Genomic DNA, 25,091 nt, shown 5'->3' with positions numbered 1-25,091 from the left:
CATGCCCGAGGAACCCGAGGACCTCGTCCTGGCCGACGAGCGCAAGGGAGCGCTGTGGGCGGCGCTGTGGCGATTATCCGACAAGGACCGGCAGGTCCTGGGCTGCCGGTACGTGCTGGACCTGTCGGAGGAGGAAACCGCCCTGGTGCCGGCGTGGCCGAAGGGCACGGTGAAGTCGCGGGCCGCCCGGGCGCTCAAGCGGCTGCGGGCGCAGTTGGAAGGCGGGGACGACCGTGGCTGAGCGGCTGGAGGACGAACTGCGCGCCCTCGGGCGCGACTGGGACCGCGAGCCCGACGACGCCACCGTGGCCGCCATCGCCGAGGCGGCGACCAGCGCTCCGGAGCGGAAGCGGCGGTTCGGGGACATCGGCGTGCTGGCCGCGGCGGCAGCCCTGCTGACCGGGGTGACGGTGGCGGAAACCCGCTGAGCGTGGTGGCCCCGCGGTGGCCGGACTCCGTTGTCCGACCACCGCGGGACCGGCTCACGCGATCGGCCGGTCGGTCGGCTCGATCGGGCGCGGCAGGACCTGCCGGCCGGTGAGGAACGCGTCCACGCCCGCGGCGGCCGAGCGGCCCTCCGCGATGGCCCACACGATCAGCGACTGGCCGCGGCCCATGTCGCCGGCGACGAACACCCCGTCCACGGACGTCTTGAACTGCTCGTCGCGCACCACGTTGCCGCGCGCGTCCAGCTCGACGCCCAACTGCTCCAGCAGCCCGGTTTTCTCCGGCCCGAGGAAGCCCATCGCGAGCGTCACCAACTGCGCCGGCAGCTCCCGCTCGGTGCCGGGCACCGGCTGGAACTTCGAGTCCACCTCGACCAGTTTCAACGCCCGCACGGCGCCGTCGGCGTCGCCCAGGAACTCGACCGTGGACACCGAGTACAGCCGCTCGCCGCCCTCCTCGTGCGCGGAGGTCACCCGGTACAGCATCGGGTAGGTCGGCCACGGGTGCGCGTCGGTCCGGGTCTCCGCCGGCCGCGGCATGATCTCCAGCTGGGTCACCGACGCCGCGCCCTGGCGGTGGGCGGTGCCGACGCAGTCCGCGCCGGTGTCGCCGCCGCCGATGACCACGACGTGCTTGCCCGCCGCCGAGATCGGCGAGTCCGGCAGTTCGCCGCGCGCCACCCGGTTGGCCCACGGCAGGTACTCCATCGCCTGGTGGACCCCGGACAGCTCGCGGCCGGGCACCGGCAGGTCCCGCCACGCCGTCGCGCCACCGGCCAGCACCACCGCGTCGTAGCCTGCCCGCAGCTCCTCCACCGTGACGTCCACGCCGACGTTCACGTTGGTCCGGAACTCCGTGCCCTCGGCCCGCATCTGGTCCAGCCGGCGGTCCAGCCGCCACTTCTCCATCTTGAACTCGGGGATGCCGTACCGCAGCAGCCCGCCGATGGCGTCCGCCCGCTCCAGCACCACCACGTCGTGGCCCACGCGGGTCAGCTGCTGCGCCGCCGCCAGGCCCGCCGGCCCCGAACCCACCACGGCCACCTTGAAACCGGTGCGGGTCCGGGGCTCCTGGGGCGTGACCCACCCCTCGTCGAAGGCGCGGTCGACGATCGAGATCTCGACCCGCTTGATCGTGACGGGATCGCCGTTGATCCCGACCACGCAAGCGGCCTCGCACGGGGCGGGGCACAACGTCCCGGTGAACTCCGGGAAGTTGTTGGTGGCGTGCAACCTCTCGATCGCGTCACGCCAGTCCTGCTGCCACACCAGGCTGTTCCACTCGGGGATCAGGTTGCCCAGCGGGCAGCCCTGGTGGCAGAACGCGATGCCGCAGTCCATGCACCGCCCGGCCTGCTTCTCCAGCTTGGGCCGCTCGAACTCCTCGTACACCTCGCGCCAGTCGCGCAGCCGCAGGAACACCGGCCGGCTGCGCGGGGTCTCGCGCTCGGTGGTCAGAAAACCGCGCGGGTCAGCCATGTGCGGCCTCCATGATCGCCTCGTTCACGTCGCGGCCCTCCTGCTCGGCCCGCGCCCGCGCGGCCAGCACCCGCTTGTAGTCCTTGGGCATGACCTTGGTGAACCGGTCGACCGCGAGGTCCCAGTCCGCCAGCAGCCCGCGCGCCACCGCGGAATCGGTCTCCGCGTAGTGCTTCTCCACGACCGTCCGCAGGAAGTCGCGGTCGGCGTCGTCCAGCGGGTCCAGGTCCACCATCTCCTGGTTGACCCGCTGCTCGCGCGCGTCCAGCACGTAGGCGACACCGCCGGACATGCCGGCCGCGAAGTTGCGCCCGGTCGGCCCGAGCACGACCACCCGGCCGCCGGTCATGTACTCGCAGCCGTGGTCGCCCACGCCCTCGACGACGGCCAGCGCGCCGGAGTTGCGCACGCAGAACCGCTCGCCGACCTTGCCGCGCAGGAAGATCTCGCCGCCGGTCGCGCCGTAGCCGATGACGTTGCCCGCGATGATGTGCTGCTCGGCGGTGAACTGGGCGTCGGCCACCGGCCGCACCGTGATCCGCCCGCCGGACAGGCCCTTGGCGACGTAGTCGTTGGCGTCGCCGATGAGCCGCAACGTGATGCCGCGCGGCAGGAACGCGCCGAACGACTGGCCGGCGGTGCCGGTGAAGGTCACGTCGATGGTGTCGTCGGGCAGACCTTCGCCGCCCCACCGCTTGGTCACCTCCGAGCCGAGCATGGTGCCGACGGTGCGGTTGACGTTGCGCACCGGCAGTTCCAGCCGCACCCGGTCACCGGAGGCGATCGCGCCCTCGGCGAGCTGGATCAGCGTGTTGTCCAACGCCTTCTCCAGCCCGTGGTCCTGCTCCACCACCTGGTGCCGCGGGGCGCCTTCCGGCAGCTCGGGCACGTGGAAGATCGGCGACAGGTCGAGCCCGGCGGCCTTCCAGTGGTCGACGGCCTTGCGGGTGTCCAGCAGCTCGGCGTGGCCCACGGCCTCTTCCAGCGACCGGAAACCCAGCTGCGCCAACAACTCGCGCACTTCCTGGGCCACGAACTCGAAGAAGTTCACCACGTACTCGGCCTTGCCCGCGAACTTCGCGCGCAGTGCCGGGTTCTGCGTGGCCACGCCCACCGGACACGTGTCGAGGTGGCAGACCCGCATCATGATGCATCCCGACACGACCAGGGGAGCGGTGGCGAAACCGAACTCCTCCGCGCCCAGCAGGGCCGCGATGACGACGTCCCGGCCGGTCTTGAGCTGGCCGTCGGTCTGCACCACGATCCGGTCGCGCAACCGGTTGGCCAGCAGCGTCTGCTGCGTCTCGGCCAGCCCCAGCTCCCACGGACCACCGGCGTGCTTGATCGACGACAGCGGGGACGCGCCCGTGCCGCCGTCGTGGCCGGAGATCAGCACGACGTCCGCGTGCGCCTTGGACACGCCCGCCGCGACCGTGCCCACGCCGACCTCGGACACCAGCTTCACGTGGATGCGGGCCGCCGGGTTGGCGTTCTTCAGGTCGTGGATGAGCTGGGCGAGGTCCTCGATCGAGTAGATGTCGTGGTGCGGCGGCGGCGAGATCAGGCCGACGCCGGGCGTGGAGTGCCGCGTGCGGGCGATCCACGGGTACACCTTCGCGCCGGGCAGCTGGCCGCCCTCGCCGGGCTTCGCGCCCTGCGCCATCTTGATCTGGATGTCCTCGGCGTTGACCAGGTACTCGCTGGTCACGCCGAACCGGCCGGAGGCCACCTGCTTGATCGCCGAACGGCGGATCGGGTCGTAGAGCCGCTCCGGGTCCTCGCCGCCCTCGCCGGTGTTGGACTTGGCGCCCAACCGGTTCATCGCGATGGCCAGGGTCTCGTGCATCTCCTGGGAGATCGAGCCGTAGGAGATCGCGCCGGTGGCGAACCGCTTCACGATCGACGACACCGGCTCGACCTCGTCGATCGGCACCGGCGGGCGCACGCCGTCCTTGAACTCGAACAGGCCGCGCAGCGTCATCAGCCGCTTGGACTGGTCGTCCACGGCCTTCGTGTACTCCTTGAAGATGTCGTAGCGACCGGTCTTCGTGGAGTGCTGGAGCTTGAACACGGTCTGCGGGTTGAACAGGTGCGCCTCGCCCTCGCGGCGCCACTGGTACTCGCCGCCGACCTCCAGCTCCCGGTGGTGGGCGCGGACGCCGTCGGGCGGGAACGCGAGCCGGTGCCGGCGCGCGACCTCCTCGGCGATCACGTCGAACCCGATGCCGCCCAGGCGCGAGGTGGTGCCGGTGAAGCAGGAGTCGATGACCTCCGCGCCCAGGCCGATGGCCTCGAAGATCTGCGCGCCGGTGTAGGAGGCGACGGTCGAGACGCCCATCTTGGACATCGTCTTGCGCACGCCCTTGCCCAGCGCCTTGATCAGGTTGCGGGTGGCGGTCTTCGGGTCGAGGTCGGCCATCTCCTCGACCGACGCCATCGCCAGGTACGGGTTGACCGCCTTGGCGCCGTAGCCGATGAGCAGCGCGATGTGGTGCACCTCGCGGGCGTCGCCGGACTCCACGATCAGGTCCACCTGGGTCCGGGTCTTCTCCCGCACCAGGTGGTGGTGCACCGCGCCGGTCAGCAGCAGCGACGGGATCGGCGCGTGGTCCTCGTCGACCCCGCGGTCGGACAGCACGACCAGCCGCGCGCCCTCCCGGATCGCCGCCGACACCTCGACCTTGATCTCCGCGAGCCGGCCGACCAGCGCGTCGCCGCCGCCCTTGACGTCGTAGGTGCCGCGCACGGTGTAGGTGCGGAACTCGGGCAGCGTGCCGTCGTCGTCGACGTGCACCAGCTTGGCGAGTTCGTCGTTGTCCAGCACCGGGAACGGCAGCGAGATCCGGCGGCAGGAGGACGCGTCGGCCTGCAGCAGGTTGGGTTCCGCGCCCAGGGTCGCGTGCAGCGAGGTGACCAGCTCCTCGCGGATCGCGTCCAGCGGCGGGTTGGTGACCTGCGCGAAAAGCTGGGTGAAGTAGTCGAACAGCTGCCGGGGCCGGTCGGACAGCGGCGCGAACGGGGCGTCGTTGCCCATCGAGCCGATCGGCTCCGCGCCGGACTTGGCCATCGGCCGCAGCAGCAGCGTGAGTTCTTCGTCGGTGTAGCCGAAGACCTGCTGACGGCGCACGAGGGACGCGTGCGTCGGCACTTCGCGCTCTCGCGCGGGCAGGTCGGCCAGGTGCAGGATGCCGTCGGACACCCACTCCTGGTACGGGTGCTCGGCGGCCAGCTCGCCCTTGATCTCCTCGTCGTCGATGATCCGCCCCTGGGCGGTGTCGACGAGGAACATCCGGCCGGGTTCGAGGCGGCCCTTGCGGACGATGGTGGTCGGGTCGAGGTCGAGCACGCCCGCCTCGGAGCCCAGCACGACCAGGCCGTCCTCGGTGACCCAGTAGCGGGCGGGGCGCAGGCCGTTGCGGTCCAGGACCGCGCCGATGAGCGTGCCGTCGGTGAACGCCACCAGCGCCGGGCCGTCCCACGGTTCCATGAGGGTGGAGTGGAACTCGTAGAACGCGCGCCGCTGCGGGTCCATCTCGGCGTGGTTCTCCCACGCCTCGGGGATCATCATCAGGACGGCGTGCGGCAGCGACCGGCCGCCCAGGTGCAGCAGTTCCAGGACCTCGTCGAAGGTCGCCGAGTCGCTGGCGTCGCGGGTGATGACCGGGAAGATCCGCTCCAGGTCGCCCGGGATGAGGTCGGTGGCGAGCACGGACTCGCGCGCGTCCATCCAGTTGCGGTTGCCGCGCAGCGTGTTGATCTCGCCGTTGTGCGCCACGTACCGGTACGGGTGGGCCAGCGGCCACGACGGGAACGTGTTGGTGGAGAACCGGGAGTGCACCAGGCCGATCGAGCTGGTGACCCGCTCGTCGGTCAGGTCGGGGAAGAACTTCTCGACCTGCGGCTCGGTCAGCATGCCCTTGTAGACGACGGTCCGGCCGGACAGGCTCGGGAAGTAGACGCCGGTGGCGTGCTCGGCGCGCTTGCGCACGACGAACGCCAGGCGCTCCAGCTCCATGCCCTCTTCGCCGCCGATGAACAGCTGGCGGAAGCGCGGCATGGTGGTCTTGGCGGTGGGGCCGACGTGGTCGGTGTCCACCGGCAGGTCGCGCCACCCCAGGACGGTCGCGCCCTCTTCCTCGGCGATCTGCTCGATCTGCTTGCGGACGTCGTCGTCCTCGTGCGGCAGGAAGGCGGTGCCGACCGCGTAGGCGCCCGGTTCGGGCAGGTCGAAGTCGACGACCTCGCGGAAGAACGCGTCGGGCACCTGGATCAGGATGCCCGCGCCGTCGCCGGTCTCCGGCTCCGCGCCCCGCGCGCCCCGGTGCTCCAGGTTGCGCAACGCGACCAGCGCCTGGGCGACGATCGCGTGGTTTCTCCGACCGGCGAGGTCGGCGACGAACGCGACACCGCAGGCGTCGTGCTCGAACTGCGGGTCGTAAAGACCTTGCTTCGGCTGGTGGTGGTGGGTCACAACGGGCCCTCCCGTGGCATCGCCTGTCTTGGCTGTTTTCGGGCAAACAGACATGGCCGGGCTGCACTTCGCGCGCTTCGTCGACGCGCGGCGGCTCGGCCTCGCAGGACTGCTGGCTTGGGGGTCCACGCCGGGGGAGATGGGGGCGTGGGGCCGCACTCCGTTGTGCGGGAAACTGCACTTCCTTGTGCGCGTGTCCGCGCGGCCTGATCGGGCCGGTTGGTCACGCGGGGCGGTGCACCGGGGTTGCCGGGGTCTTGTGACGATAGTGTGAATTCGCGGTTATGGCTCTAGTCCGACAGGGCGTCGTGGTGAATCCCACCCCTAGTTGACATCATTCCTACCAACAGGTTACGCCCGGTCGGACCAGTAATTTATTCCACTTGATTCCTTCAGTGTGTACTAAAACGTGCTCGGGACGCGCTGGGCGACTCTCCCGCAGCCGGCGGCCGCGAGGATCGACACCCCCGCCAGCGCGCCCTGCCACACCTGCGCCTCGGTCAGCGCGATCACCCCGTTCACTCCCGCCACCAGGATGAAGAGCAGTGCGAGCAACACCCAGAGCCGCCGTTCGGCCTTCGCGCTGCGCGGCACGAGGAGCATGGTCGAGGGATGAGTCACGGCTGGCACCTCCGCTCTTGGTCTTGACGCTCCCAACGGCGTCAAGCCCGGGGCGGTTACCCGTTTCGTGCGGTCTTCACACCTCCGAGGGACAACTTTTTTCGTGGGTCGACGGACGGTGGGCACGGCGCGTGACGGCCGTCACATCGCGGGGCCGGCGGCTGACGGAACGCCCAGGCAGGGGCCGGCCCCCGACAAAACCGCTCAGCCGACGGTCACGCCGAAGAGCAGGCCGACGTAGTAGGTCACCAGCATCGTCAACGACCCGACCACCACGTTCCGCCGCACCGCCCGCCACACCGGACTACCGCCCAACCGCGCACTGATCATCCCCGTCAGCACCAACCCCACGATCACCGCCACCGCGCACGTCCACACCCGCCACGACAACGGCGGCAGCACGATCGCCACCAGCGGGATCAGCGCCCCCACCGCGAACGACGCCAGCGACGCCCACGCCGCCTGCCACGGGCTCGTCAAGTTGTCCGGATCGATCTGCAACTCCGCCTCGGCATGCGCCCGCAACGCGTCCTGCTCCGTCAGCTCCCGAGCCACCTGGGCCGCGAGTTCCGGGGACAGCCCCTTCTCCTCGTAGATGTCGGCGAGTTCCTGTTCCTCCTCCTCCGGCATCTCACGCAGCTCGTGCGCCTCCAACCGCAACGCGGCGCGTTCGGTGTCGCGTTGGGTGCTGACGGAGACGTACTCGCCGCCCGCCATGGACAGCGCACCCGCCACCAGACCCGCAACCCCCGCCGCCAGGACGGTGGTGCGGTCGGTGGTCGCACCGGCCACGCCGACCACGAGACCGGCCGTGGACACGATGCCGTCGTTGGCGCCCAGAACGCCGGCGCGCAGCCAGTTGAGCCGTCCGGACAGGTCGTCGTGGTGGGCTTCGCCGGCATGCGTCATGACGTGATCGAACCACTTCACGGGCGGTTGTGCTCCGGAAGAGTGGGGGCGGACATGGTGCTAAGACGGGCTTTGCTGGGTGTCGCGTGGCGTTGGCCGGCTGACCCTCAGCCGGATTCGACGATGCGCCACTGCGGCCCGTTGATCCACGTCGCTTCCAGCCGCGACCGGTGCCCGGCGCTGACGAACTCCACCACGACCGCGTCGGCGGGCTGTTCGACGCTGGCGGCGAAGCCCTGGCGCGGGGTGGCGGAGATGGGTTCGATCTCGGACGCGGAGAAGCGGATCGCCGCGACGCCGCCCTGGAGCCGGAAGCTGCGCAGGTAGACGGATTCGCCGTTCTGCTCGCTCCACGTCCCGTTCTCCGGCGGTAGCGGCGGGACGGTGGTGGTGGTCGTCGGGGGAGTGGTGGTGACGACGGTGGTTGTGGTCGTGACCGTGGTGGTAATCGTCGTCGTGGTGGTGGGCACCGCGCTGGACTGCTGGGTGGGGCCGGCGACCAGGCGGGGCCGTTCGGGGACGCCCGCGTCCAACACGAACCGGATGCCCAGCCAGGACAGGGCGACCGCGACGGCCGTGGACGCCGTCCACGCCGCGAAGTACTGGAGGCCCCGGATCACGCGCGCCATCCTGCCGGCAGCCGGCGGGTTGACCCTCCCCCGAGGGGAGACTCCACGCTCCCGCCATGATGATCACCGGCATCTTCCCGACGATCTGCTCCGACGACATCGCGGCCACCCGCGACTTCTACGCATTGCTGTTCGGCATGACCACGGTCTTCGAGAACGACTGGTACGTGCAGCTCCAGGCGCCAACACCGCCGCACCCCCAGATCGGCGTCGTCCAGCGCGACCACGGCAGCGTCCCCGAAGGCCACCGCAACCGGCCTGCTGGCACCCTGATCGCCATCGAGGTCGACGACGTCGACACCGTCCACAAGAACGCGGTGGCCGCCGGTTTGACCATGCTGCTGGACCTGCGTGACGAGCCCTGGGGGCAGCGGCACTTCATCACGCTCGACCCGAGCGGCACGATGGTGGACGTGATCAAGCCGATCCCGCCGGACGCCGAGCACGCGGACTCCTATGTCTGACCTCGTGCCGATCGGCGTGTTCGCCGAGGCCGCGCGCGTCACGGTCAAGGCCCTGCGGCACTACCACGCGCTCGGCGTGGTGGTGCCCGCCCGGGTCGACCCCGCCACGAACTACCGCTACTACCGGTGGGACCAGCTCGGCGACGTGCTGTGCGTGACGACCCTGCGCGATCTCGGAACCCCGTTGAACCGCATCAAAGAGCACCTGGTGGGCGGTACCCCGCTGCACGAGGTCCTGGCCGCCGAACGCGTCCGCCTGCGCCGCCGGATGGCGCAGGCCGAACGCGCCCTGGCCCTGCTCGACGCGCTCCGGGACGCCCCGCGCCTGCCGGACGTGCGGCCCGACATCACCGAGCGCCCCGACCGCGTGACCCTGGTGCTGTCCGGCCCGGCGCACGCCGACACGATCGGCCACGACGCGGCGGCGCTGGTGGATCGGCTCCTCGACCTGGCCGGGCGGGCGGGCGCGGACACCGGGGCGCCGGTCGTGGGCGAGTACCCGCTCAAGCTCGTCGACAGCTTCACCGTCCGGGTCCGGCTGGAGGTCGACCACCCTCCCGCCGGACCGTTGGGTGGGCTGCGCGTCGAGCCGTGGCCGGGTGGCCGGTTCGCCCGGGTCGTCCACGAGGGTCCGCTCGACGCGCTGCCCATCGCCTACCACGGTCTGGTCCGCTGGCTGCACGAGCACCGCCACCACCCGACCGGGCCGGTCTTCGAGCGCTACCTGGACGACCCGGCCACCACCGCGGCCCACGACCTGCGCACGGAGGTCCTGCACCGCGTCCGGTGACCTCAGCCGGCGAAGGTCTGCTCCCGCCGGCGTTCCTCGTCGGTGGTCTCGATGTGCTTCACCGCGTACCGCAGCATCGGCGGCGCCATCAACGAAGTCACGACCGCGACCAGCACGACGATCGTGTACCCGGCGGTCGTCAACACCCCGACCCGCAGGCCGACCATCGCCACGATCACCTCGATGACGCCCCGCGCGTTCAACCCCGCCCCCAGCGCCAAACCCTCCCAGTGGGTCAGCTTGGACAGCCGCGCGCCCAGGTAGGCCCCCAGGAACTTGCCGCCGATCGCGATGGCCAGCACCACCAGCGCCGAGGCCAGCACGGGCCACTGGCCGAGCAGGCTGAGGTCCATGCGCAGGCCCGCGGTGGCGAAGAAGATCGGCGCCAGCACGGCCATGGTGATGGTGCGCAGCGGCGCGAGCTTGCGGCGGCCCAACAAGCCTGAGGTGCCGAGCAGGATGCCGCACAGGAACGTGCCCAGGATCGGTTCGAGGCCCAGCGCGTGGGTGCCGGCGGCGCAGGCGACCAGCAGCAGCACCACGGCGGCGACGGTCGGTCCGGCGTCGTTGGACCGGTTCGCCAGGGTCAGCGCGGTCTTGACCGCCGGGCGTCCGATGAGGACCGCGACCAGCAGGGCGGCGACGAGGCTGCCGATGGTCAGGGCGACGTGGCCGAAGCGCAGCCCGGTGGTGGCCATCGCGGACACCACCGACAGCAGCGACCAGCCGACGATGTCGTCCACGGCGGCGGCGCTGATGGTGAGCTGGCCGATGTTGCGGTGCAACAGGTTCAGCTCCACCAGGGTCTTGGCGATGACCGGGATGGCGGACACGCACATCGCGACGCCGAGGAACAACGCGAACACCAGGGTCTCGTTGCCGCCGGACAGCAGGGAGGCGGGCAGGGCGAACCCGACCGCGACCCCCAGCGCCAGCGGGATGAGCAACCCGCCCAGCGACACCCACAGCGCCGTGCGGCCGCGCCTGCGGACCATCGGCATGTCGATGTGCATCCCGGTGAACCCGACCAGCAGCAGCACACCCAGCTGTCCCACCGCGTCGAGCAGGTGGATCTGGGTGTCCACCGGCGGGAACAGCCAGCCGGACAGGCCGGGCAGGACGTGGGCCAGCAGCGACGGGCCGAGCAGGACGCCGGCCGTCAGCTCGCCGACCACCTGGGGTAAGCCGAACCGGGCCGCGAGCTTGCCCAGCGCCAACGCCGCGCCCAGCAGCACGGCCAGTTGGAGCAGGAACACGAGCATCTGGTGCGCGCCGATCGGGGACGGCGGCGCGGCAGCGAGAACGGTCATCACGGCCCTCTCGGTGGTGCGGTGTGCGAAAAGCAGTGCCCCTGACCTGTACGCCGGTCCGCGCACGCGGGGAAGGACCAGGCACTTCGTGGTGCCGAATACGTCAACTGGGCCGCTGATCCGCGGGGTATTCCCGGCGGTCGCGACCAGGGGCGTTACGGTGCCCGCCATGGTCTCGGTGCTGCTCGTCGAGGACGACCCGGTGGTGCGGTCGGCGGTGTCGCGCGCGTTGACCGGGCTGGGGCACGCGGTGCTGCCGGTGGGCACGGCGCTGGAGGCGTTGCGGGAGGTCGCGGGTGCCACGTTCGACCTCGTCGTGCTGGACCTGGGGTTGCCGGACATGGACGGCGCGGACGCGTTGCGGATGATGCGCGGGGTGTGCGACGTGCCGGTGATCGTGGCGACCGCCCGTGACGACGAGGCCGAGATCGTGCGGCTGCTCAACGCGGGCGCGGACGACTACCTGGTCAAGCCGTTCTCCAGCGAGCACCTGGCGGCGCGGTTGTCGGCGGTGCTGCGCCGGGCGCGCAAGGAGGACCGGCCGGAGCCGATCCGGATCGGGCAGTTGACCATCGACCTGGACCGCCGCGAGGCGCGGCTGGGTGGGCGGGAGCTGAACCTGACGCGCAAGGAGTTCGACCTGCTGGCCTACCTGGCGGCTCGGGAGGGCAAGGTCGTGCCGCGGGCGGAGCTGCTGGCGAACCTGTGGAACCTGCCCGGCCGGCACGACGACCAGACCCTGGACGTGCACCTGTCGTGGCTGCGCCGCAAGCTGGGGGAGCGGGCCGCGCAGCCGCGCTACCTGCACACCGTGCGCGGTGTCGGGTTCAAGCTGACCGCGGCGCAGTGACGTGCGTCGCTCGCTCGCCCTGGTGTCGCTGGCCGTCACGTCGATGGTGGCGCTGGCGTTCCTGATCCCGCTGGCCCTGGTGGTGCGGCAGCTGGCCGAGGACCGGGCGGTGACCGACGCGGAGCGGCAGGCGGGGGCGCTGACGCCGGTGCTGGTGATCACCCAGGACCCGGCGACGGTGCAGCAGGCGCTGGCGTCGATCTCCGGGCGGGTCGCGGTGCACCTGCCCGGCGGTCAGGTGGTGGGCGAGGTCAAGGCGACCGGGGACCAGTTGCGGGAGGCGCGGGAGAAGGGGTTGGCGTTCAGCGCGCCGGTGCCCGAGGGGTGGGTCCACCTGCAACCCGTGGTGCTGGGGGAGGCCCGGGTCGCGGTGGTGGAGGCGTTCGTGCCGTCGGCCGAGTTGTCCCGGGGCGTCACGTCGGCGTGGCTCGCGCTGTCCGGGGTGGCGGTGTCGCTGGTGCTGGCGTCGGTGCTGGTCGCGGACCGGTTGGGGGCGCGGGTGGTGCGGGCGTCGCAGGCGCTGGCGGACGGGGCGCGGCGGATGGAGCAGGGCGACCTGACCGCGCGCGTGACGCCGAGCGGTCCGCCGGAGCTGGCCGAGGCGGGCGGCGCGTTCAACCGGATGGCCGACCGGATCGGCCAGTTGGTGGCCAACGAGCGGGAGATCCTGGCCGACCTGTCGCACCGGCTGCGCACCCCGTTGACCGCGCTGCGCCTGGACTCCGAGACGCTGGGCACCGACCCGTCCGCGAACCGGGTCCGCCAGGCCGTGCACGCGCTGGAGCGGGAGGTCAACGAGCTGATCCGGGCCGCCCGCAAGGAGTTGGCCGACCCCGACGGCGGGCGGTGCGACGCGGCGCAGGTCGTGCACGACCGGCTGGTGTTCTGGTCGGCGCTGGCCGACGACCAGAACCGGCTGTGGAACCTGCGCGGCACCGAGCGGCGCGCGTTCGTGCCGCTGACCCGCAGCGACCTGGCCGCGGCGATGGACGTGGTGCTGGGCAACATCTTCCGGCACACGCCGGAGGGCACCGGGTTCGTGGTGGCGCTGTTCCACCGGCCCGAGCAGGTGGTGATCGTCATCGAGGACGCGGGGCCGGGGATCGCGGACCTGGAGACGGCGCTGCGCCGTGGAAGCAGCAGCGCCGGCTCCACCGGTCTCGGACTCGACATCGCCCGCCGCGCGGCCGAGTCCACCGGGGGCTCGCTGGTCGTGGACCGCGGCCCGCTCGGGGGCACCCGGGTGCAGTTGCGGCTGACCCGGCTGCCGGAGCACCAAGGCTAGCCGGCGCTTTCTTTGGCGCACCTGATGGCACCTTTAAATGTTCCTTAAATAAATCGCTGGTTGACATTCCGGGAAATGGTTGGCAAGGTCATTTCCGGAATTGAGGTCGGCCGCAGCGCTCTCCCCCTTGCCCGGTGGCCCCAATCCGCGTTCGGTGCGGCGACCGCAGTGCCTACCCTGCGAAAAGGCGCTCGTGCGGTCGCCGCACCCGAAAAGCCGTCGAATGCAGATGAGGTTTTCCGCGTGTTCCGCTCGAAACGTGCACTGCCCGTTGTCGTGGCGCTGGCCGGCTTGGCGCTGGCGGGTTGCGACGACCCCGAGGAGATCGGCATGGTGACCGCCACGGCCACCACGACGGTCCGCACGACGTCCCAGACCGGCACCCCGGCCACGTCACCCTCACCCTCGTCGTCGTCCACCACCCCCACCACCACGACGACGACCACCGAAACCACCACCACCACCACCCCACCCGAGCCGCCCGCGACCACCACCGAGGTCCCGCCGCAGCAGCCCACACCCCCGGCCTCGCCCACCAAGACCGAGGTGGAACCGGCCGAGGCCAAGGTGTTCAACCTGACCAACGCCGAACGCGCCGCCAACGGCTGCCCCGCCCTGGGCGTCGACGAACGCCTCGACAAGGCCGCCCGAAGCCACAGCGCGGACATGGCCGCCCAGAACTACTTCAGCCACACCTCCAAGGACGGCCGCACCTTCGCCGACCGCATCAAGGCCACCGGCTACCCGGCGCCGGGCGCGGAGAACATCGCCGCCGGCCAGCGCACGCCCGAAGCCGTCGTGAAGGGCTGGATGGAGTCCCCGGGCCACCGCGCCAACATCCTCAACTGCAAGCTGAAGACCCTCGGCGTCGGCATGGCCCGCGGCGGTTCATATGGCACGTACTGGACGCAAAATTTTGGTTGGTAGCTGGGGAAACCAGTTGTGACCTCCCCGAGCGCGCGGCACGCTCGCGCGGCACTTCGGGCACCCGTCACCGCCACACGTTCGGCGGGCTCAGCGACCACTCGTTCCACGCGATCAGCCTCCTGGAAGCCGGCCGCGCCGCCACCTGGCCCTTCTAGAGCTTGGGCTGGTGGCCGTCGGTCGGCAGCTCGTCGAGGATGAGCACCGTGTGGCTCGACGTCACGTCCGGCATGGTCTGCAACCGCGACAGCACCAGGTCCCGCAGGCTGTGCGCGTCCGGCGCCCGGACCAGCAACACCAGGTCGTAGTCCCCGGACACCAGCGCCCCGTGCCACACCTCGGGGATCTCCAGCACCCGCTGCCGCACCGCCTTCCACGAGTGCTGGCTGATCTTCAGGTACACGTACGCCGAGATCCCGAACCCGTACCGCTCCGGGTCCACCACCGCCGTGTACCCGGTGATCACCCCGTCCCGGTGCAGCCGCTCCACCCGCGAGTACGCGCTCGCCCGCGAGATGTGCAGCTTCTCCGCCAGCGCCCGCATCGACAGCCGGCCGTCCGCCCGCAGCGCCTCCACGATGCGGCGGTCGGTGGCGTCGAGCGGTGCCGAATGTCCAGGCCTGGGCGTCATGTGGCGCACTGTAACCCGGCTGCGCGACCGTTCGTCCAGATGTGCGGCCCAAAGCTGGAACTTTGGCCGGTGTGACGCGGACCATGCCCCCACTCGTCACATGAGGGTCGGAGGAGCCCATGGTCCCCACGAGGGAACTGCTGCCCACAGCGGAACCGCTGTCGCTGCTGCGCAAGGACGGCTCGCCGGTCGAGGACTCGCCGCTGGCGATGCCCGACGACGACGTCCTGCTCGAACTGCACCGCCGCATGGTCGTCGGCCGCCGCTTCGACACCCAGGCCACCGCGCTGACCAAGCAGGGCCGCCTCGCCGTCTACCCGTCGTCGCGCGGGCAGGAGGCGTGCGAGGTCGGGTCGGTGCTGGCGCTGCGCGAGCAGGACTGGCTGTTCCCCACCTACCGCGACTGCGTCGCCCTGGTGACCAGGGGAGTGGACCCCGCCGAGACCCTGACCCTGCTCCAGGGCGGCTGGCACCTGGGCTACGACCCGTACGAGCACCGCGTGGGCCCGCAGTGCACCCCGCTGGCCACCAACACCCTCCACGCCGTCGGCTTCGCGCACGCCGCCCGCCTCAAGGGCGAGGACACCGCCGCGCTCGTCCTCGTCGGCGACGGCGCCACCAGCGAGGGCGACACCCACGAGGCGCTGAACTTCGCCGGGGTCTGGAAGGCTCCCGTCGTGTTCCTGGTGCAGAACAACGGCTACGCGATCAGCGTGCCCATGTCCAAGCAGAACGCCGCCCCGTCGTTGGCGCACAAGGGCATCGGCTACGGCGTGCCGTCCGTGCTGGTCGACGGCAACGACGCCGCGGCCGTGTACGCCGTGGTCAAGGAAGCCGTCGAAGCCGGTGGCCCGACCCTGATCGAGGCCATCACCTACCGCATCGAGGCCCACACCAACGCCGACGACGCCACCCGCTACCGCACCTCCGACGAGGTCGCCGCGTGGCTGGACCGCGACCCGGTGGACCGCGTCGAGGCGTACCTGACCGCGCGCGGCCTGCTGACCCCCGAGCGCCGCGCCGCCGTCGCCGCCGAGGCCGAGGAGTTCGCCGCCGGCGTCCGCGCCGCGCTGAACACCGACCACGAGCACGACCCGATGTCGTTGTTCGAGCACGTCTACGCGACCCCCACCCGACACCTGCGCGAGCAGGCCGCGATCCTGGCGGAGGAACTGGCATGACCGCCGTCTCGATGGCCGGTGCGCTCAACCGGGCGCTGGCCGACGCGCTGGCCGAGGACCCGACCGTGCTCGTGTTCGGCGAGGACGTCGGCGCGCTGGGCGGCGTGTTCCGGGTGACCGACGGCCTGGAGGCCCGCTTCGGTTCGACCCGGGTCTTCGACACCCCGCTGGCCGAGTCGGGCATCGTCGGCACCGCGATCGGCATGGCCATGAACGGCCTGCGCCCCGTGGTGGAGATGCAGTTCGACGCCTTCGCGTACCCGGCGTTCGAACAGATCACCAGCCACCTGGCCAAACTCCGCAACCGGACCCGGGGCCGCGTGTCGCTGCCCGTCGTCATCCGCGTCCCTTACGGCGGCGGCATCGGCGGCGTAGAGCACCACTGCGACTCCTCCGAGGCCTACTACACCCACACCCCCGGCCTGACCGTCGTCACCCCCGGCACTCCCGACGACGCCTACCGCCTCCTCCGCGACGCCATCGCTTCACCCGATCCCGTGATCTTCATGGAGCCGAAGCGCCGCTACTGGTCCAAGGGCGAGGTCACGTCAGACCCGATCCCCATGAACCGAGCCCTGATCCGCCGCCCAGGCAAGGACGTCACCCTCATCGCCTACGGCCCCATGGTCGCCACGGCACTGGAAACGGCCGAGGCGGCGACGGAGGAGGGCTGGGACGTCGAGGTGGTGGACCTGCGCTCCCTGGCTCCCTTCGACGACGAGACGGTGTGCGCGTCGGTCCGCCGCACGGGACGTGCGGTCGTGGTCCACGAGGCTTCGGGCTTCGGCGGCTACGGCGCCGAGGTGGCGGCCCGCGTGACCGAACGCTGCTTCCACCACCTGCACGCTCCGGTCCTGCGCGTGACCGGCTGGGACATCCCGTACCCGCCGCCGAAGCTGGAGGAACACCACCTGCCGAACGTGGACCGCATCCTGGACGCGATCGCGAGGCTCCAGTGGGACGACGAGGTCGTGGAGGTGCGCGGTGCCTGACTTCCGCCTGCCGGACCTGGGCGAGGGCCTGACCGAGGGCGAGATCGTGACGTGGCTGGTCGAGGTGGGTGACGCGGTCACCATCGACCAGCCGGTAGTCGAGGTCGAAACCGCCAAGGCCGTGGTCGAGGTCCCCTGCCCCTACGCCGGTGTCATCACGGCGCGCCACGGCGAGGAGGGCGAAAAACTGGCGGTGGGCTCGGTCCTCCTGTCGGTAGGCGAGGTCTCGTCGGAGTACAGCGGAAACGTCCTGATCGGCTACGGCACCTCAGAACCCACCCGCCGCCGCCCCCGCCGCCGCTCCACACCCGCCACGCCTGAAACTGTCGTACCCCCGCGAGACAATGGTGACCGGGGGCCGGAGGCCGGCCCCACGCCAACTCGCGCCGCTCCAACCGCGACAACCGCTCCGACAACGCCGGCCACGCCAACAACGCCGGCCGCTCCGACAACGCCGACCGCGCCGGCCGAGCCTGCTTCGACCGGCCTGGCGCCCGCTGTCATCTCGCCGATCGTCCGGCAGTTGGCCCGCGAGCACGGCCTGTCTCTCAACGCCATCCGAGGCACCGGTCCGGGCGGCGTGATCCGCCGAGTCGACGTCGAACGCGAACTCGCCGCAGCGGCAACCCCGGCAGCGGCAGGCTCGGCGTCGGCGGCCACAGCAGGCTCGGCTACAGCAGGCTCGGCTACAGCAGGCTCGGCAGCAGCGCCGGCAGCGACCAGCACCGCCACGGTGGCTCGGCGGATCCCGTTGCGCGGCCTGCGTGGAGCGGTTGCCGAGAAGCTCGCCACCTCCCGCCGCGAAATCCCCGAAGCCACCGTCTGGGTCGACGTCGACGCCACCGGCCTCCTCGACGCCCGAGCCGCCCTCCCCGGCGTCTCCCTCCTCGCCCTCCTGGCCCGCTTCACCGTCCTCGGCCTCCGCAAGTTCCCCGAACTCAACTCCCGCGTCGAGCACGACGAAGTCGCCGTCCTCGACGAGATCCACCTCGGCTTCGCCGCTCAAACCGACCGCGGCCTCGTCGTCCCCGTCGTCAAGGACGCACACACCCTCACCACGTCCACCCTCGCCCACCGCATCACCGAACTCGCCACCCAAGCCCGCGAAGGCCGCATCCCCCCGACCGCCCTCACCGGCGGCACCTTCACGGTCAACAACTACGGCGTCTTCGGCGTCGACGGCTCGGCCGCGATCATCAACCACCCGGAAGCCGCGATCCTCGGCATCGGCCGCATCATCGACCGACCCTGGGCCGTCGACGGCCAACTCGCCGTCCGCAAGGTCGCCCAGCTCACCCTCGCCTTCGACCACCGCGTGTGCGACGGCGGCACGGCGGGCGGCTTCCTCCGGTTCGTCGCGGACTGCGTCGAGAACCCGATCACCGCACTGGCCGACCTTTAAGCGAACAGCGAAATCGAGGGAAACCCGGTCCGCCCCAGGACCGGGTTCCCCATAGATTGACCCACGTGACCACGCCCGACTACCCGATCCGCACCGAGCGCCTCACCCTGCGCCCCTTCACCCCCGACGACCACGCCGCCCTGCACGCCTACCAGTCCCGACCGGACGTGGTGCGCTTCCTCTACGGCGAAGCCCGCACCCCCGAGGAGACCACCGACAACCTCAAGCTCAAGATGTCCGTCACCTGGCCGGAAAAGGAAGGCGAACACCTCGCCCTCGCGGTCGTCCACGACGGGCTGGTCATCGGCGAGTCGGTCCTCAAGTACCTCAGCGAGACCCACCGCCAAGGCGAGATCGGCTACACCTTCCACCCCGACCACCACGGCCGCGGCTTCGCCACCGAAGCGTCGAAAGCCATGCTGGAACTGGGTTTCGTCAACCTCGGCCTGCACCGCATCGTCGCCTCCTGCGACGCCCACAACGACAAGTCGTGGCGGGTCATGGAACGCCTCGGGATGCGCCGCGAAGCCCACTTCCGCCACAACGAGATCTTCAAGGGCGAATGGGGCGAGGAGTTCATCTACGCGATCCTGGAGGACGAGTGGCGGGCCGCGAGGTCATGAACGCCTGATCGCTGTCGTGCGGCCACACGTCGTCCGCGCCCAGCCCCGCATGGCGTGACCGATCCGCTTGCCGAGGTCCGGCCGGAGCGCCGCGACGGTCTCCACATCGACCTCGGCGAGCAGCCCCGCCACGTCCGGGCAGTTCCTCGACTCGCGAAACACGAACCCGCTCTCGTGCAACCGCAACCACGCGTCCACCACAGCCACCGCCGCGAGGTTCGGGACGCCCACCCTGTCCCAGTGCTCGCCGATGAGTTCCACCAGCTCGCGGTCCGGCCCACCGCGCCCTGTTGGAACTGCGCGATCTTCAGCAGGTACCGCGACTGGCTGACCCCGGTCGCCTGCAACAGTTCGTCCAGCCCGTCCAACAGCACTACCGGCAGCGCGTCCCCGGCCGCCCGACTCAGCTCCGCCCAGCTCAGGTTCTCCTGCAAGGCGGCCCGCAGCCCGTGCTCGATCTGGTCCAGCAAATCGGCCTCGGTCGGCGTGCTGCGGAGTTCGACGCGCACGGTCAGGAAGTCACTGGCCGGCAGCCGCGCCGCCACGGACGGCTGCGGGTCCCGGACGGCCGTGACCTGGAAGCAGGGGTCGATGTAGGCGTCGGCCAGCGTGGGGATGTGCAGCCCGGCGGGGGCGGGACCTTCGCGTCGAACCACCCCAGCAACTCGCTCACACCCAGCGCCACGCCACCGAGCAGCGCGCCACCCAGGACCCGGTCCAGTGCCGAGACGAGCTTGCTCTCCTTGGCCCCGAGGATCTTCACCGCGTCCGCGTGGCTGAGGTTCCCGGCCACGGGTGAAGATCCTCCCATGGCACTGGTCTGGTACGTCAGCTACGGCTCGAACATGCACCTCGACCGGTTCACCCGCTACCTCGCCCTGTGCCGCGACCCGACCCCACCCACCACCGCAAGACCCCTCACGGTCCCCGGCGGCGTCTACTTCGCCACCGAGTCACCCATTTGGGGCGGCGGCAGGCTTTCTACGACCCCGACCTCCCGCGCACCACGGCCGCCCGCGCGTACCTGATCACCGAACGCCAGTTCGCGGACGTGGTCGCCCAGGAGATGTACCGCGTCCCCGCCGACGACCTCGACCTCCGAGAAACCCTCACCACCGGACGCCACACCCTAGGCCCGGGCCGCTACGAAACCCTGCTCCACCTGGGCGACCACGAGGGCCACCCCGGACGCTCACTACATTTCCGATCCCAAAACGCACCGAGCGTCCAACACGATCAATCCTGGTCCGGCACGGGCGACAGCGTCCCCTCGCCGTTGACCACGCACGACGCCGACCGGGCCGAGGTCCCCAGGAACTCGCCCAGGCACCGCGCGAACTGCTCGTGCCCGCGGGCGTTGGGGTGGAAGGACTCCTGGAGCGCGTGCCGCGCCCGGGCCTCGTCGCGCAGGCCCTCGAAGTCCACGGTCAGCCGGGTGAACCACTCGGTGTCCGGGTTCTTCCCGCCGGAGCACGCCTCGTGCTTCAACCCGGCCTTCGACAGGTCCAGGAACCGCGCCCCCGCCGCCGACGCCGCCCGCCGCAAAGCCGAGGACAGCTCGCCGACCGCGGTGTCGCGGACCCACCGCAGGTCACCGGTCCGAAGTGGACACCCGGCCAGGTTCTGCAGGTCGAACGGCAGGTCCGGGGTCACCGGAGCGGCGTAGGACTGGAGGACCAGGGCGTAGGAGCGGGGCGTGTAGCCGGCCTCGCGCAGGACGCGGCGGATGTCCAGCAGCGCCTTCTGCACCTTGGGCACCATGCGCTCCACGCGCCCGCGCCAGTCCTCGGTCAGCGCCTTGGAGCAGTCCGTGCGCCGCTGGAACCACGCCTGCAGGCACGTGTTGAGCACGTCGGCGAACCGGGGGTCGTCGTTCGCGCCCACCGCCACCACCACGGTGGTCACCCGGTACTCGCGGGCGATCTTGCCGAGCTGCCGCGCCTGGGACCCCTCGGTGTTGCGGACCTGGTCGGTCAGCCCGACCTGTTCGGCGTTCGCGCCCGAGCACGCCAGGTTGAACACCTTGTCCACGGGCACGGGCAGTTTCACCCTATGGATGGACGCCTTGAGCGACCGGTGGCACCAGTTGCCGTTCTCGCCGTCGGTGCCGGGCTCGTAGGTGCCCGCGCCCTCGCCGGACATCGTGCTGTCGCCCATCGCGACGGCGGCGGTCGGCGCGTCGGGGCCCGGCCCGACCAGCGGCGGTTGCGCCGTGTCGGAGACCAGCACCAGCAGGGCCACCAGCGGCAGCACCAAGAGCGCAGTGGCGAGTCGGCGGACCATCGCGACCTATCCTACGGACACCCGTCCACCCGCGAGGACCACCGTGCGGTCGGCCGCGCGGTGCACCTCGTCGTGGTGGGTCGCGATCAGCACGGCCGACCCGGCGTCGGCGGCGCGCCGCAGGACCCGCACGGCGACCGGTGCGCTGGCGTCGTCCAGGTGCGCGGTGGGTTCGTCGGCCAGCAGCACGCGCGGCGAGGCGATGACGGCCCGCGCCAGCGCCGCCCGCTGCTGCTGCCCGAACGACACCTCGCCCGGGTAGCGGTCGCCCAGCTCGCCGATGCCCAGCTCGTCGAGCAGTTCCGCGACCCGCGAGACGTCCCCGCCCGACCCCAGCCGCACCGGCAGCGCCACGTTCTCGGCCAGCGTCAACTCACCGGCCAGGCCCAGGGCCTGGGGGAGCAGCGCGCACACCGACCAGGTCGGCGGGTCGGTCAGCACCTGCCCGCACAGCTCCACGGTGCCCTCGTCGGCCTTGTCGAACCCGGCCAGCACGGTCAGCAACGCGCTCTTGCCCGACCCGGACGGCCCCGAAAGGGTGACCAACTCGCCGGCCGCCACCTCCAGGTCCACCCCGCGCAGCACGTGCACCGGCCCGCCCGCGTGCGCGAAGGACCGCTTGACCCCGACCGCCCGCAGCGCGCTCATGCCGCCAACGCTCCGTTCCGCAGGTCGAACCGGGTGTGCGCCAACGAGATCAGCCGAGGGTCGTGGGAGGCCACGACCACCGGCACGCCGCCGTCGGCCAGGTCGCGCAGGGTGTCCAGGACGAGGTCCGCCGAGGCCGCGTCGAGCTGCGAGGTCGGCTCGTCGGCCAGCACCACCGACGCGCCCCGGGCCAGGGCGCACCCGAACGCCAGCCGCTGCTGCTGGCCGCCGGACAGCGCGGAGACCTTCCACCCGGCCGTGCCGGGCAGCCCGAGCCGGTCCAGCACCTCGTCCACGGCGGCCGGGCGGCCCGCGGCCTGGGCTGCGGCGCGCAGGTTGTCGCCGACGGTCAGGTGCCCGATCAGGTTGTCCGAGGGGTTCTGGAACACCAGGGCGATCTCGGTGCGCCGCAACGCCCGCCGCGCCCGCGCGGACAGCCCCGTGGTGCCGCGCCCGCGCAGCTCGACCGCGCCCCGCGTGGGCCGCTCGACCAGGCTGAGCACCCGCAGCAGCGTCGACTTGCCCGACCCGGACGGCCCGGCCAGCACGGTGATGCCGGCCGCGGGCACCGCCAGGGACACCTCCGACACGGCCGTCACCGACCCGGCGGGCGTCCGGTACGCCACGCCCACCTCGCGCAGCCGCAACACCGTCTCAGCCACGAATCAGCTCCCCGATCCTCGCCGACCGGACCGCGCGCACCGCGATCCACGCCGCCACCAGCACCACCAGCACGCTCCCGGCGACCGTGGACACCAGCAGCGGCCCCACGTCCGGCACCTCCGGCGCGGGCGTCATCCGCGGCGCCGGGTCCAGCCTGGGCACGGCGAACCCGCTGCTCACCCCGCTCGCGGTCAACCCGACCGCCACCGCGACCAGGGCCAGCGCGCCCAGCTCCAGCAGGTGGCTGGACAGCAGCGCCGAGGGCCGCAGCCCCATCCGCGTGCTGAACGCCCCCGACACCGCGTTCTGCCGCCGCCGCACCTCGATCGCCAGCAGCAGCGCGATGGCCGCCACCACCGCCAGCACCGCGCCGATGGCCGTGACGAACCCGAACGTCCACTGGATGGTCAGGAACGCCAGCCCGACGATCGCCTTCGACTTCTCACCGACGTTGCGGTACTTGATCCCGTTGTCCGCCAACGCCGTGGTCAGCTCGCCCAGCGGCAGCGACGACCACACGTACCAGGAACCGACGTCACCGGGGTCCTCGATCGCCGACCGCGGCACCACCCACCCGGACGTGCCGAGCCTGGGGAACGACTTCACGTGCGCGGTCGGGTTGATCGGCGGCAGGCCGGGCAGGGTGACCTCCCGGCGCGGGGCGTCGCCGACCCGCAGCGGCTGGATCAGCAGCGCTGGGTCGATGTCGCTGGGGTACGCGCCGCGGGTGAACGTCTCCGGGTCCACCACCAGCGCGGACCGGTCGTCGAGCACGCTCAGGCCCACGATCGTGGAGTTGCCCTTCAACGCCTCGGGCAACTGGACGTCCGGCGAGACCTGCGCGTAGCTCTCCGCCCCGGTGTACATGCCGGACTTCACGTCCAGCGCGGTCTTCTGCGACCCGGCGATGCTCGTGCCGACCGCGATCGTGCCGATCGCCAGCACACCCACCAGCAGCACCCCGGTCACCGGCCCCGCCGCGGCGGCCAACCGGCGGATCGCGAGTTGCGCCGCCGGCTTGGACCACAGCGACGCCCGGTGCGAGGCCCGCAGCGCCCACCGCGCCACCCGGGCCGCCACCAGCGCCGTCGTCAGCACCACCAGCAGCGGGAACGCCAGTGCCGCCGCGTCGATCCGGGGCAGGCCGCCGATCTTGAGCGGCGTGGCCAGACCGCTGTGCTGCACCCGGTTCCACGCCCACACCGCCAGCGCGCCGGTCGCCAGCTCCCACGGCAGCGCGGTCAGCACCCGCCGCACCCCGCTGCCCGACGTCGCCGCCTGGAACGCCCGATGCGCCCGGAACGCCGCTGCCGCCCACGTCACCAGCAGGCTGAGCACGATCACGGTGACCACGGCGAGGACCGCGCGCGGCACCGTCCCGTCCGGCAAGGCGGTCGAGGGCGCGTAGACCGGGAGGAGCAGCCACCCGACGCCCAGGCCCAGCGCCCCGCCCACGACCAGCGGCAACCCCAACTCCAGCACCGCACGCCCACCCAGCGCCACCGGACCGGACCCGCGCACCCACAGGAGGCGGAGTTCGGCGTGCCGGCGCTGCGCCCACTGCGCGGTCACCGTCGCGACCCCGGCCAGGCCGATGAGCAGGCTGATCAGGGTGAGGGGGAGGATCGCCGACCGGACGTTGCCCGCCGTCTCCCGGGCGTTCTCGATCGGCAGCACCAGCGGCGACACCACCCGGATGCCCTGCCGGCCGTAGGGCTCGACCAGTGCGGTGCCGGTCGCCATGAGCTGCTCGGCCTCGTCCACCGTCCGGGGGACCTCGGCGGGGAAGCGGACCGTCACGTCGACCTGCCGGGTCAACTCCGGGGGCAGCGCCGCGAACGACTCCGCGCTGGGCATCCACACCACGGAGGTCAGCAGGTCGTTGCGGCTGAGGATGTTCGGGATGACGAACGTGCGCTCGGAGCACCAGTAGGGCTCCAGCGGGTCGCGGACGTCGGCGTAGATCGCGGTGACCGGCGGCAGCGCGCCACCCATGCCCCGCTTGCCCAGTTGCAGGTCGGTGGTGCGGGCGATGCTCTGCGGCACCCACAGGCCGTCCTTGGAGCCGCCTTCGAGGACTTTCAGGTGGTCGGTGGCGCCGGGGCGGTAGCCGAACTTGGCGTAGGTCTGCTTGCCGCCGAAGTCGGTGCGCGCCTCACGGGTGTAGGTCGCGGGCAGCACGGAGCGGCCGTTGGCGTTGGCCCGGACGTCGTCGAGCAGCGGCGTGACCTGGTGGGCGGGGAGGGTGGTCTCCAGCGACGGGTGCAGCGACTCGGTGCACAGCCGGTTCTGCTGGTAGTCCAGGGCGGCGCTGCCCGAGGCCGAGTAGTGCATCACGGCGGCGGCCACGACGAAGCTCAGGAGGAGCGCGGTGATCACGCTGACCAGCAGCGTCAGCGGACTCGACAACGCGGCGCGCGGGGCGGCTCTCCACGGTACCTGCACGTTGTGAAAGTAACTTGCCGAAGGGTCCCGGTGGGGCGGAATTCG

At 71.6% G+C, this 25,091-nt stretch carries 26 protein-coding genes; 13 read left to right on the top strand and 13 right to left on the bottom strand.

What is annotated here, in order from left to right; translation table 11 throughout:
• Position 1: 1 nt before the first annotated feature.
• A complete protein-coding gene (locus tag RIN75_RS13345; RefSeq protein WP_309112194.1) occupies positions 2-241 on the top strand; it encodes a sigma factor-like helix-turn-helix DNA-binding protein in 240 nt (79 codons plus the stop codon).
• The gene (locus tag RIN75_RS13340) at positions 234-428 is read left to right on the top strand and encodes a hypothetical protein (protein ID WP_309112193.1); all 195 of its coding nucleotides are present in this window, start codon (positions 234-236) and stop codon (positions 426-428) included. Before RIN75_RS13345 ends, RIN75_RS13340 begins: the two co-directional genes overlap by 8 nt.
• 54 nt (positions 429-482) lie before the next feature.
• On the opposite strand, the gene RIN75_RS13335 is transcribed toward RIN75_RS13340, so the two are convergent.
• The 5 genes from RIN75_RS13335 to RIN75_RS13315 form a co-directional block, all read right to left on the bottom strand.
• Complete coding sequence (locus RIN75_RS13335) at positions 483-1,925, bottom strand: glutamate synthase subunit beta (RefSeq protein ID WP_309112192.1); 1,443 nt, start codon at positions 1,923-1,925, stop codon at positions 483-485.
• Positions 1,918-6,396 (bottom strand): glutamate synthase large subunit, encoded by a 4,479-nt coding sequence (gene gltB / locus RIN75_RS13330; RefSeq protein ID WP_309112191.1) that lies wholly within the window; start codon positions 6,394-6,396, stop codon positions 1,918-1,920. Before gltB ends, RIN75_RS13335 begins: the two co-directional genes overlap by 8 nt.
• Positions 6,397-6,798: 402 nt before the next feature.
• On the bottom strand, positions 6,799-7,017 hold the full coding sequence (locus RIN75_RS13325) for a hypothetical protein (protein ID WP_309112190.1): 219 nt from the start codon (positions 7,015-7,017) through the stop codon (positions 6,799-6,801).
• A gap of 204 nt (positions 7,018-7,221) precedes the next feature.
• Positions 7,222-7,926, bottom strand: a complete 705-nt coding sequence (locus RIN75_RS13320; protein ID WP_309112189.1) for a VIT family protein — start codon at positions 7,924-7,926, stop codon at positions 7,222-7,224.
• 107 nt (positions 7,927-8,033) lie between these two features.
• Positions 8,034-8,546: a hypothetical protein gene (locus tag RIN75_RS13315; RefSeq protein WP_309112188.1), complete on the bottom strand. Its 513-nt coding sequence runs from the start codon at positions 8,544-8,546 to the stop codon at positions 8,034-8,036.
• A 65-nt stretch (positions 8,547-8,611) separates the two neighbouring features.
• Between RIN75_RS13315 and RIN75_RS13310 the strand changes: the two genes are divergently transcribed.
• Positions 8,612-9,019: a VOC family protein gene (locus RIN75_RS13310; protein WP_309112187.1), complete on the top strand. Its 408-nt coding sequence runs from the start codon at positions 8,612-8,614 to the stop codon at positions 9,017-9,019.
• Positions 9,012-9,809, top strand: coding sequence for a MerR family transcriptional regulator (locus RIN75_RS13305; RefSeq protein WP_309112186.1), 798 nt, complete (start codon positions 9,012-9,014; stop codon positions 9,807-9,809). The genes RIN75_RS13310 and RIN75_RS13305 overlap by 8 nt, the downstream gene beginning before the upstream one ends.
• A gap of 2 nt (positions 9,810-9,811) precedes the next feature.
• On the opposite strand, the gene RIN75_RS13300 is transcribed toward RIN75_RS13305, so the two are convergent.
• The gene (locus RIN75_RS13300) at positions 9,812-11,119 is read right to left on the bottom strand and encodes a cation:proton antiporter (protein ID WP_309112185.1); all 1,308 of its coding nucleotides are present in this window, start codon (positions 11,117-11,119) and stop codon (positions 9,812-9,814) included.
• Between the two features lie 169 nt (positions 11,120-11,288).
• Here RIN75_RS13300 and RIN75_RS13295 point away from each other — a divergent pair, with 169 nt between their 5' ends.
• From RIN75_RS13295 to RIN75_RS13285, 3 genes are all read left to right on the top strand, one after another.
• Positions 11,289-11,969, top strand: coding sequence for a response regulator transcription factor (locus RIN75_RS13295; RefSeq protein WP_309112184.1), 681 nt, complete (start codon positions 11,289-11,291; stop codon positions 11,967-11,969).
• Position 11,970: 1 nt separating this feature from the next.
• Positions 11,971-13,254 (top strand): HAMP domain-containing sensor histidine kinase, encoded by a 1,284-nt coding sequence (locus RIN75_RS13290; protein WP_309112183.1) that lies wholly within the window; start codon positions 11,971-11,973, stop codon positions 13,252-13,254.
• A 243-nt stretch (positions 13,255-13,497) separates the two neighbouring features.
• A complete protein-coding gene (locus RIN75_RS13285) occupies positions 13,498-14,181 on the top strand; it encodes a CAP domain-containing protein (protein WP_309112182.1) in 684 nt (227 codons plus the stop codon).
• 151 nt (positions 14,182-14,332) lie between these two features.
• Here the strand turns inward: RIN75_RS13285 and RIN75_RS13280 are convergent, their stop codons facing one another.
• Positions 14,333-14,809, bottom strand: a complete 477-nt coding sequence (locus RIN75_RS13280; RefSeq protein ID WP_309112181.1) for an Lrp/AsnC family transcriptional regulator — start codon at positions 14,807-14,809, stop codon at positions 14,333-14,335.
• Positions 14,810-14,928: 119 nt separating this feature from the next.
• On the opposite strand from RIN75_RS13280, the gene RIN75_RS13275 reads away from it, so the two are divergent.
• From RIN75_RS13275 to RIN75_RS13260, 4 genes are all read left to right on the top strand, one after another.
• Positions 14,929-15,990, top strand: coding sequence for a thiamine pyrophosphate-dependent dehydrogenase E1 component subunit alpha (locus RIN75_RS13275; RefSeq protein WP_309112180.1), 1,062 nt, complete (start codon positions 14,929-14,931; stop codon positions 15,988-15,990).
• The gene (locus RIN75_RS13270; RefSeq protein WP_309112179.1) at positions 15,987-16,982 is read left to right on the top strand and encodes an alpha-ketoacid dehydrogenase subunit beta; all 996 of its coding nucleotides are present in this window, start codon (positions 15,987-15,989) and stop codon (positions 16,980-16,982) included. The genes RIN75_RS13275 and RIN75_RS13270 overlap by 4 nt, the downstream gene beginning before the upstream one ends.
• Positions 16,975-18,384: a dihydrolipoamide acetyltransferase family protein gene (locus tag RIN75_RS13265; protein WP_309112178.1), complete on the top strand. Its 1,410-nt coding sequence runs from the start codon at positions 16,975-16,977 to the stop codon at positions 18,382-18,384. The genes RIN75_RS13270 and RIN75_RS13265 overlap by 8 nt, the downstream gene beginning before the upstream one ends.
• Before the next feature lie 65 nt (positions 18,385-18,449).
• On the top strand, positions 18,450-19,007 hold the full coding sequence (locus RIN75_RS13260; protein ID WP_309112177.1) for a GNAT family N-acetyltransferase: 558 nt from the start codon (positions 18,450-18,452) through the stop codon (positions 19,005-19,007).
• Here the strand turns inward: RIN75_RS13260 and RIN75_RS13255 are convergent.
• Positions 19,002-19,268, bottom strand: coding sequence for a hypothetical protein (locus tag RIN75_RS13255; protein ID WP_309112176.1), 267 nt, complete (start codon positions 19,266-19,268; stop codon positions 19,002-19,004). The two genes, RIN75_RS13260 and RIN75_RS13255, sit on opposite strands and share 6 nt — an antisense overlap.
• Between RIN75_RS13255 and RIN75_RS13250 the strand changes: the two genes are divergently transcribed.
• Positions 19,248-19,604 (top strand): hypothetical protein, encoded by a 357-nt coding sequence (locus tag RIN75_RS13250; RefSeq protein ID WP_309112175.1) that lies wholly within the window; start codon positions 19,248-19,250, stop codon positions 19,602-19,604. The two genes, RIN75_RS13255 and RIN75_RS13250, sit on opposite strands and share 21 nt — an antisense overlap.
• Here the strand turns inward: RIN75_RS13250 and RIN75_RS44080 are convergent.
• A complete protein-coding gene (locus RIN75_RS44080) occupies positions 19,519-19,818 on the bottom strand; it encodes a hypothetical protein (protein WP_375295950.1) in 300 nt (99 codons plus the stop codon). The genes RIN75_RS13250 and RIN75_RS44080 overlap by 86 nt on opposite strands.
• Between RIN75_RS44080 and RIN75_RS13245 the strand changes: the two genes are divergently transcribed.
• On the top strand, positions 19,817-20,035 hold the full coding sequence (locus RIN75_RS13245) for a hypothetical protein (protein WP_309112174.1): 219 nt from the start codon (positions 19,817-19,819) through the stop codon (positions 20,033-20,035). The genes RIN75_RS44080 and RIN75_RS13245 overlap by 2 nt on opposite strands.
• Before the next feature lie 208 nt (positions 20,036-20,243).
• On the opposite strand, the gene RIN75_RS13240 is transcribed toward RIN75_RS13245, so the two are convergent.
• The 4 genes from RIN75_RS13240 to RIN75_RS13225 are packed head-to-tail and all read right to left on the bottom strand — an operon-like array spanning position 20,244 to position 25,046.
• On the bottom strand, positions 20,244-21,290 hold the full coding sequence (locus tag RIN75_RS13240) for a GDSL-type esterase/lipase family protein (RefSeq protein ID WP_309112173.1): 1,047 nt from the start codon (positions 21,288-21,290) through the stop codon (positions 20,244-20,246).
• A 6-nt stretch (positions 21,291-21,296) separates the two neighbouring features.
• Positions 21,297-21,938 carry an ATP-binding cassette domain-containing protein gene (locus RIN75_RS13235; protein ID WP_309112172.1) on the bottom strand — a complete coding sequence of 214 codons (642 nt, stop codon included), beginning with the start codon at positions 21,936-21,938 and terminating at the stop codon, positions 21,297-21,299.
• Positions 21,935-22,600: an ATP-binding cassette domain-containing protein gene (locus RIN75_RS13230; RefSeq protein ID WP_309112171.1), complete on the bottom strand. Its 666-nt coding sequence runs from the start codon at positions 22,598-22,600 to the stop codon at positions 21,935-21,937. Before RIN75_RS13230 ends, RIN75_RS13235 begins: the two co-directional genes overlap by 4 nt.
• Positions 22,593-25,046 carry an FtsX-like permease family protein gene (locus tag RIN75_RS13225; RefSeq protein ID WP_309112170.1) on the bottom strand — a complete coding sequence of 818 codons (2,454 nt, stop codon included), beginning with the start codon at positions 25,044-25,046 and terminating at the stop codon, positions 22,593-22,595. The genes RIN75_RS13230 and RIN75_RS13225 overlap by 8 nt, the downstream gene beginning before the upstream one ends.
• Positions 25,047-25,091: the final 45 nt, after the last annotated feature.

The sequence above is a fragment of the Saccharothrix sp. genome (assembly GCF_031180885.1).
GTDB lineage: Bacteria > Actinomycetota > Actinomycetes > Mycobacteriales > Pseudonocardiaceae > Actinosynnema.
Note: the sequence above shows the minus strand (reverse complement) of the source record. Positions and strands in the feature narration are given on the sequence as shown.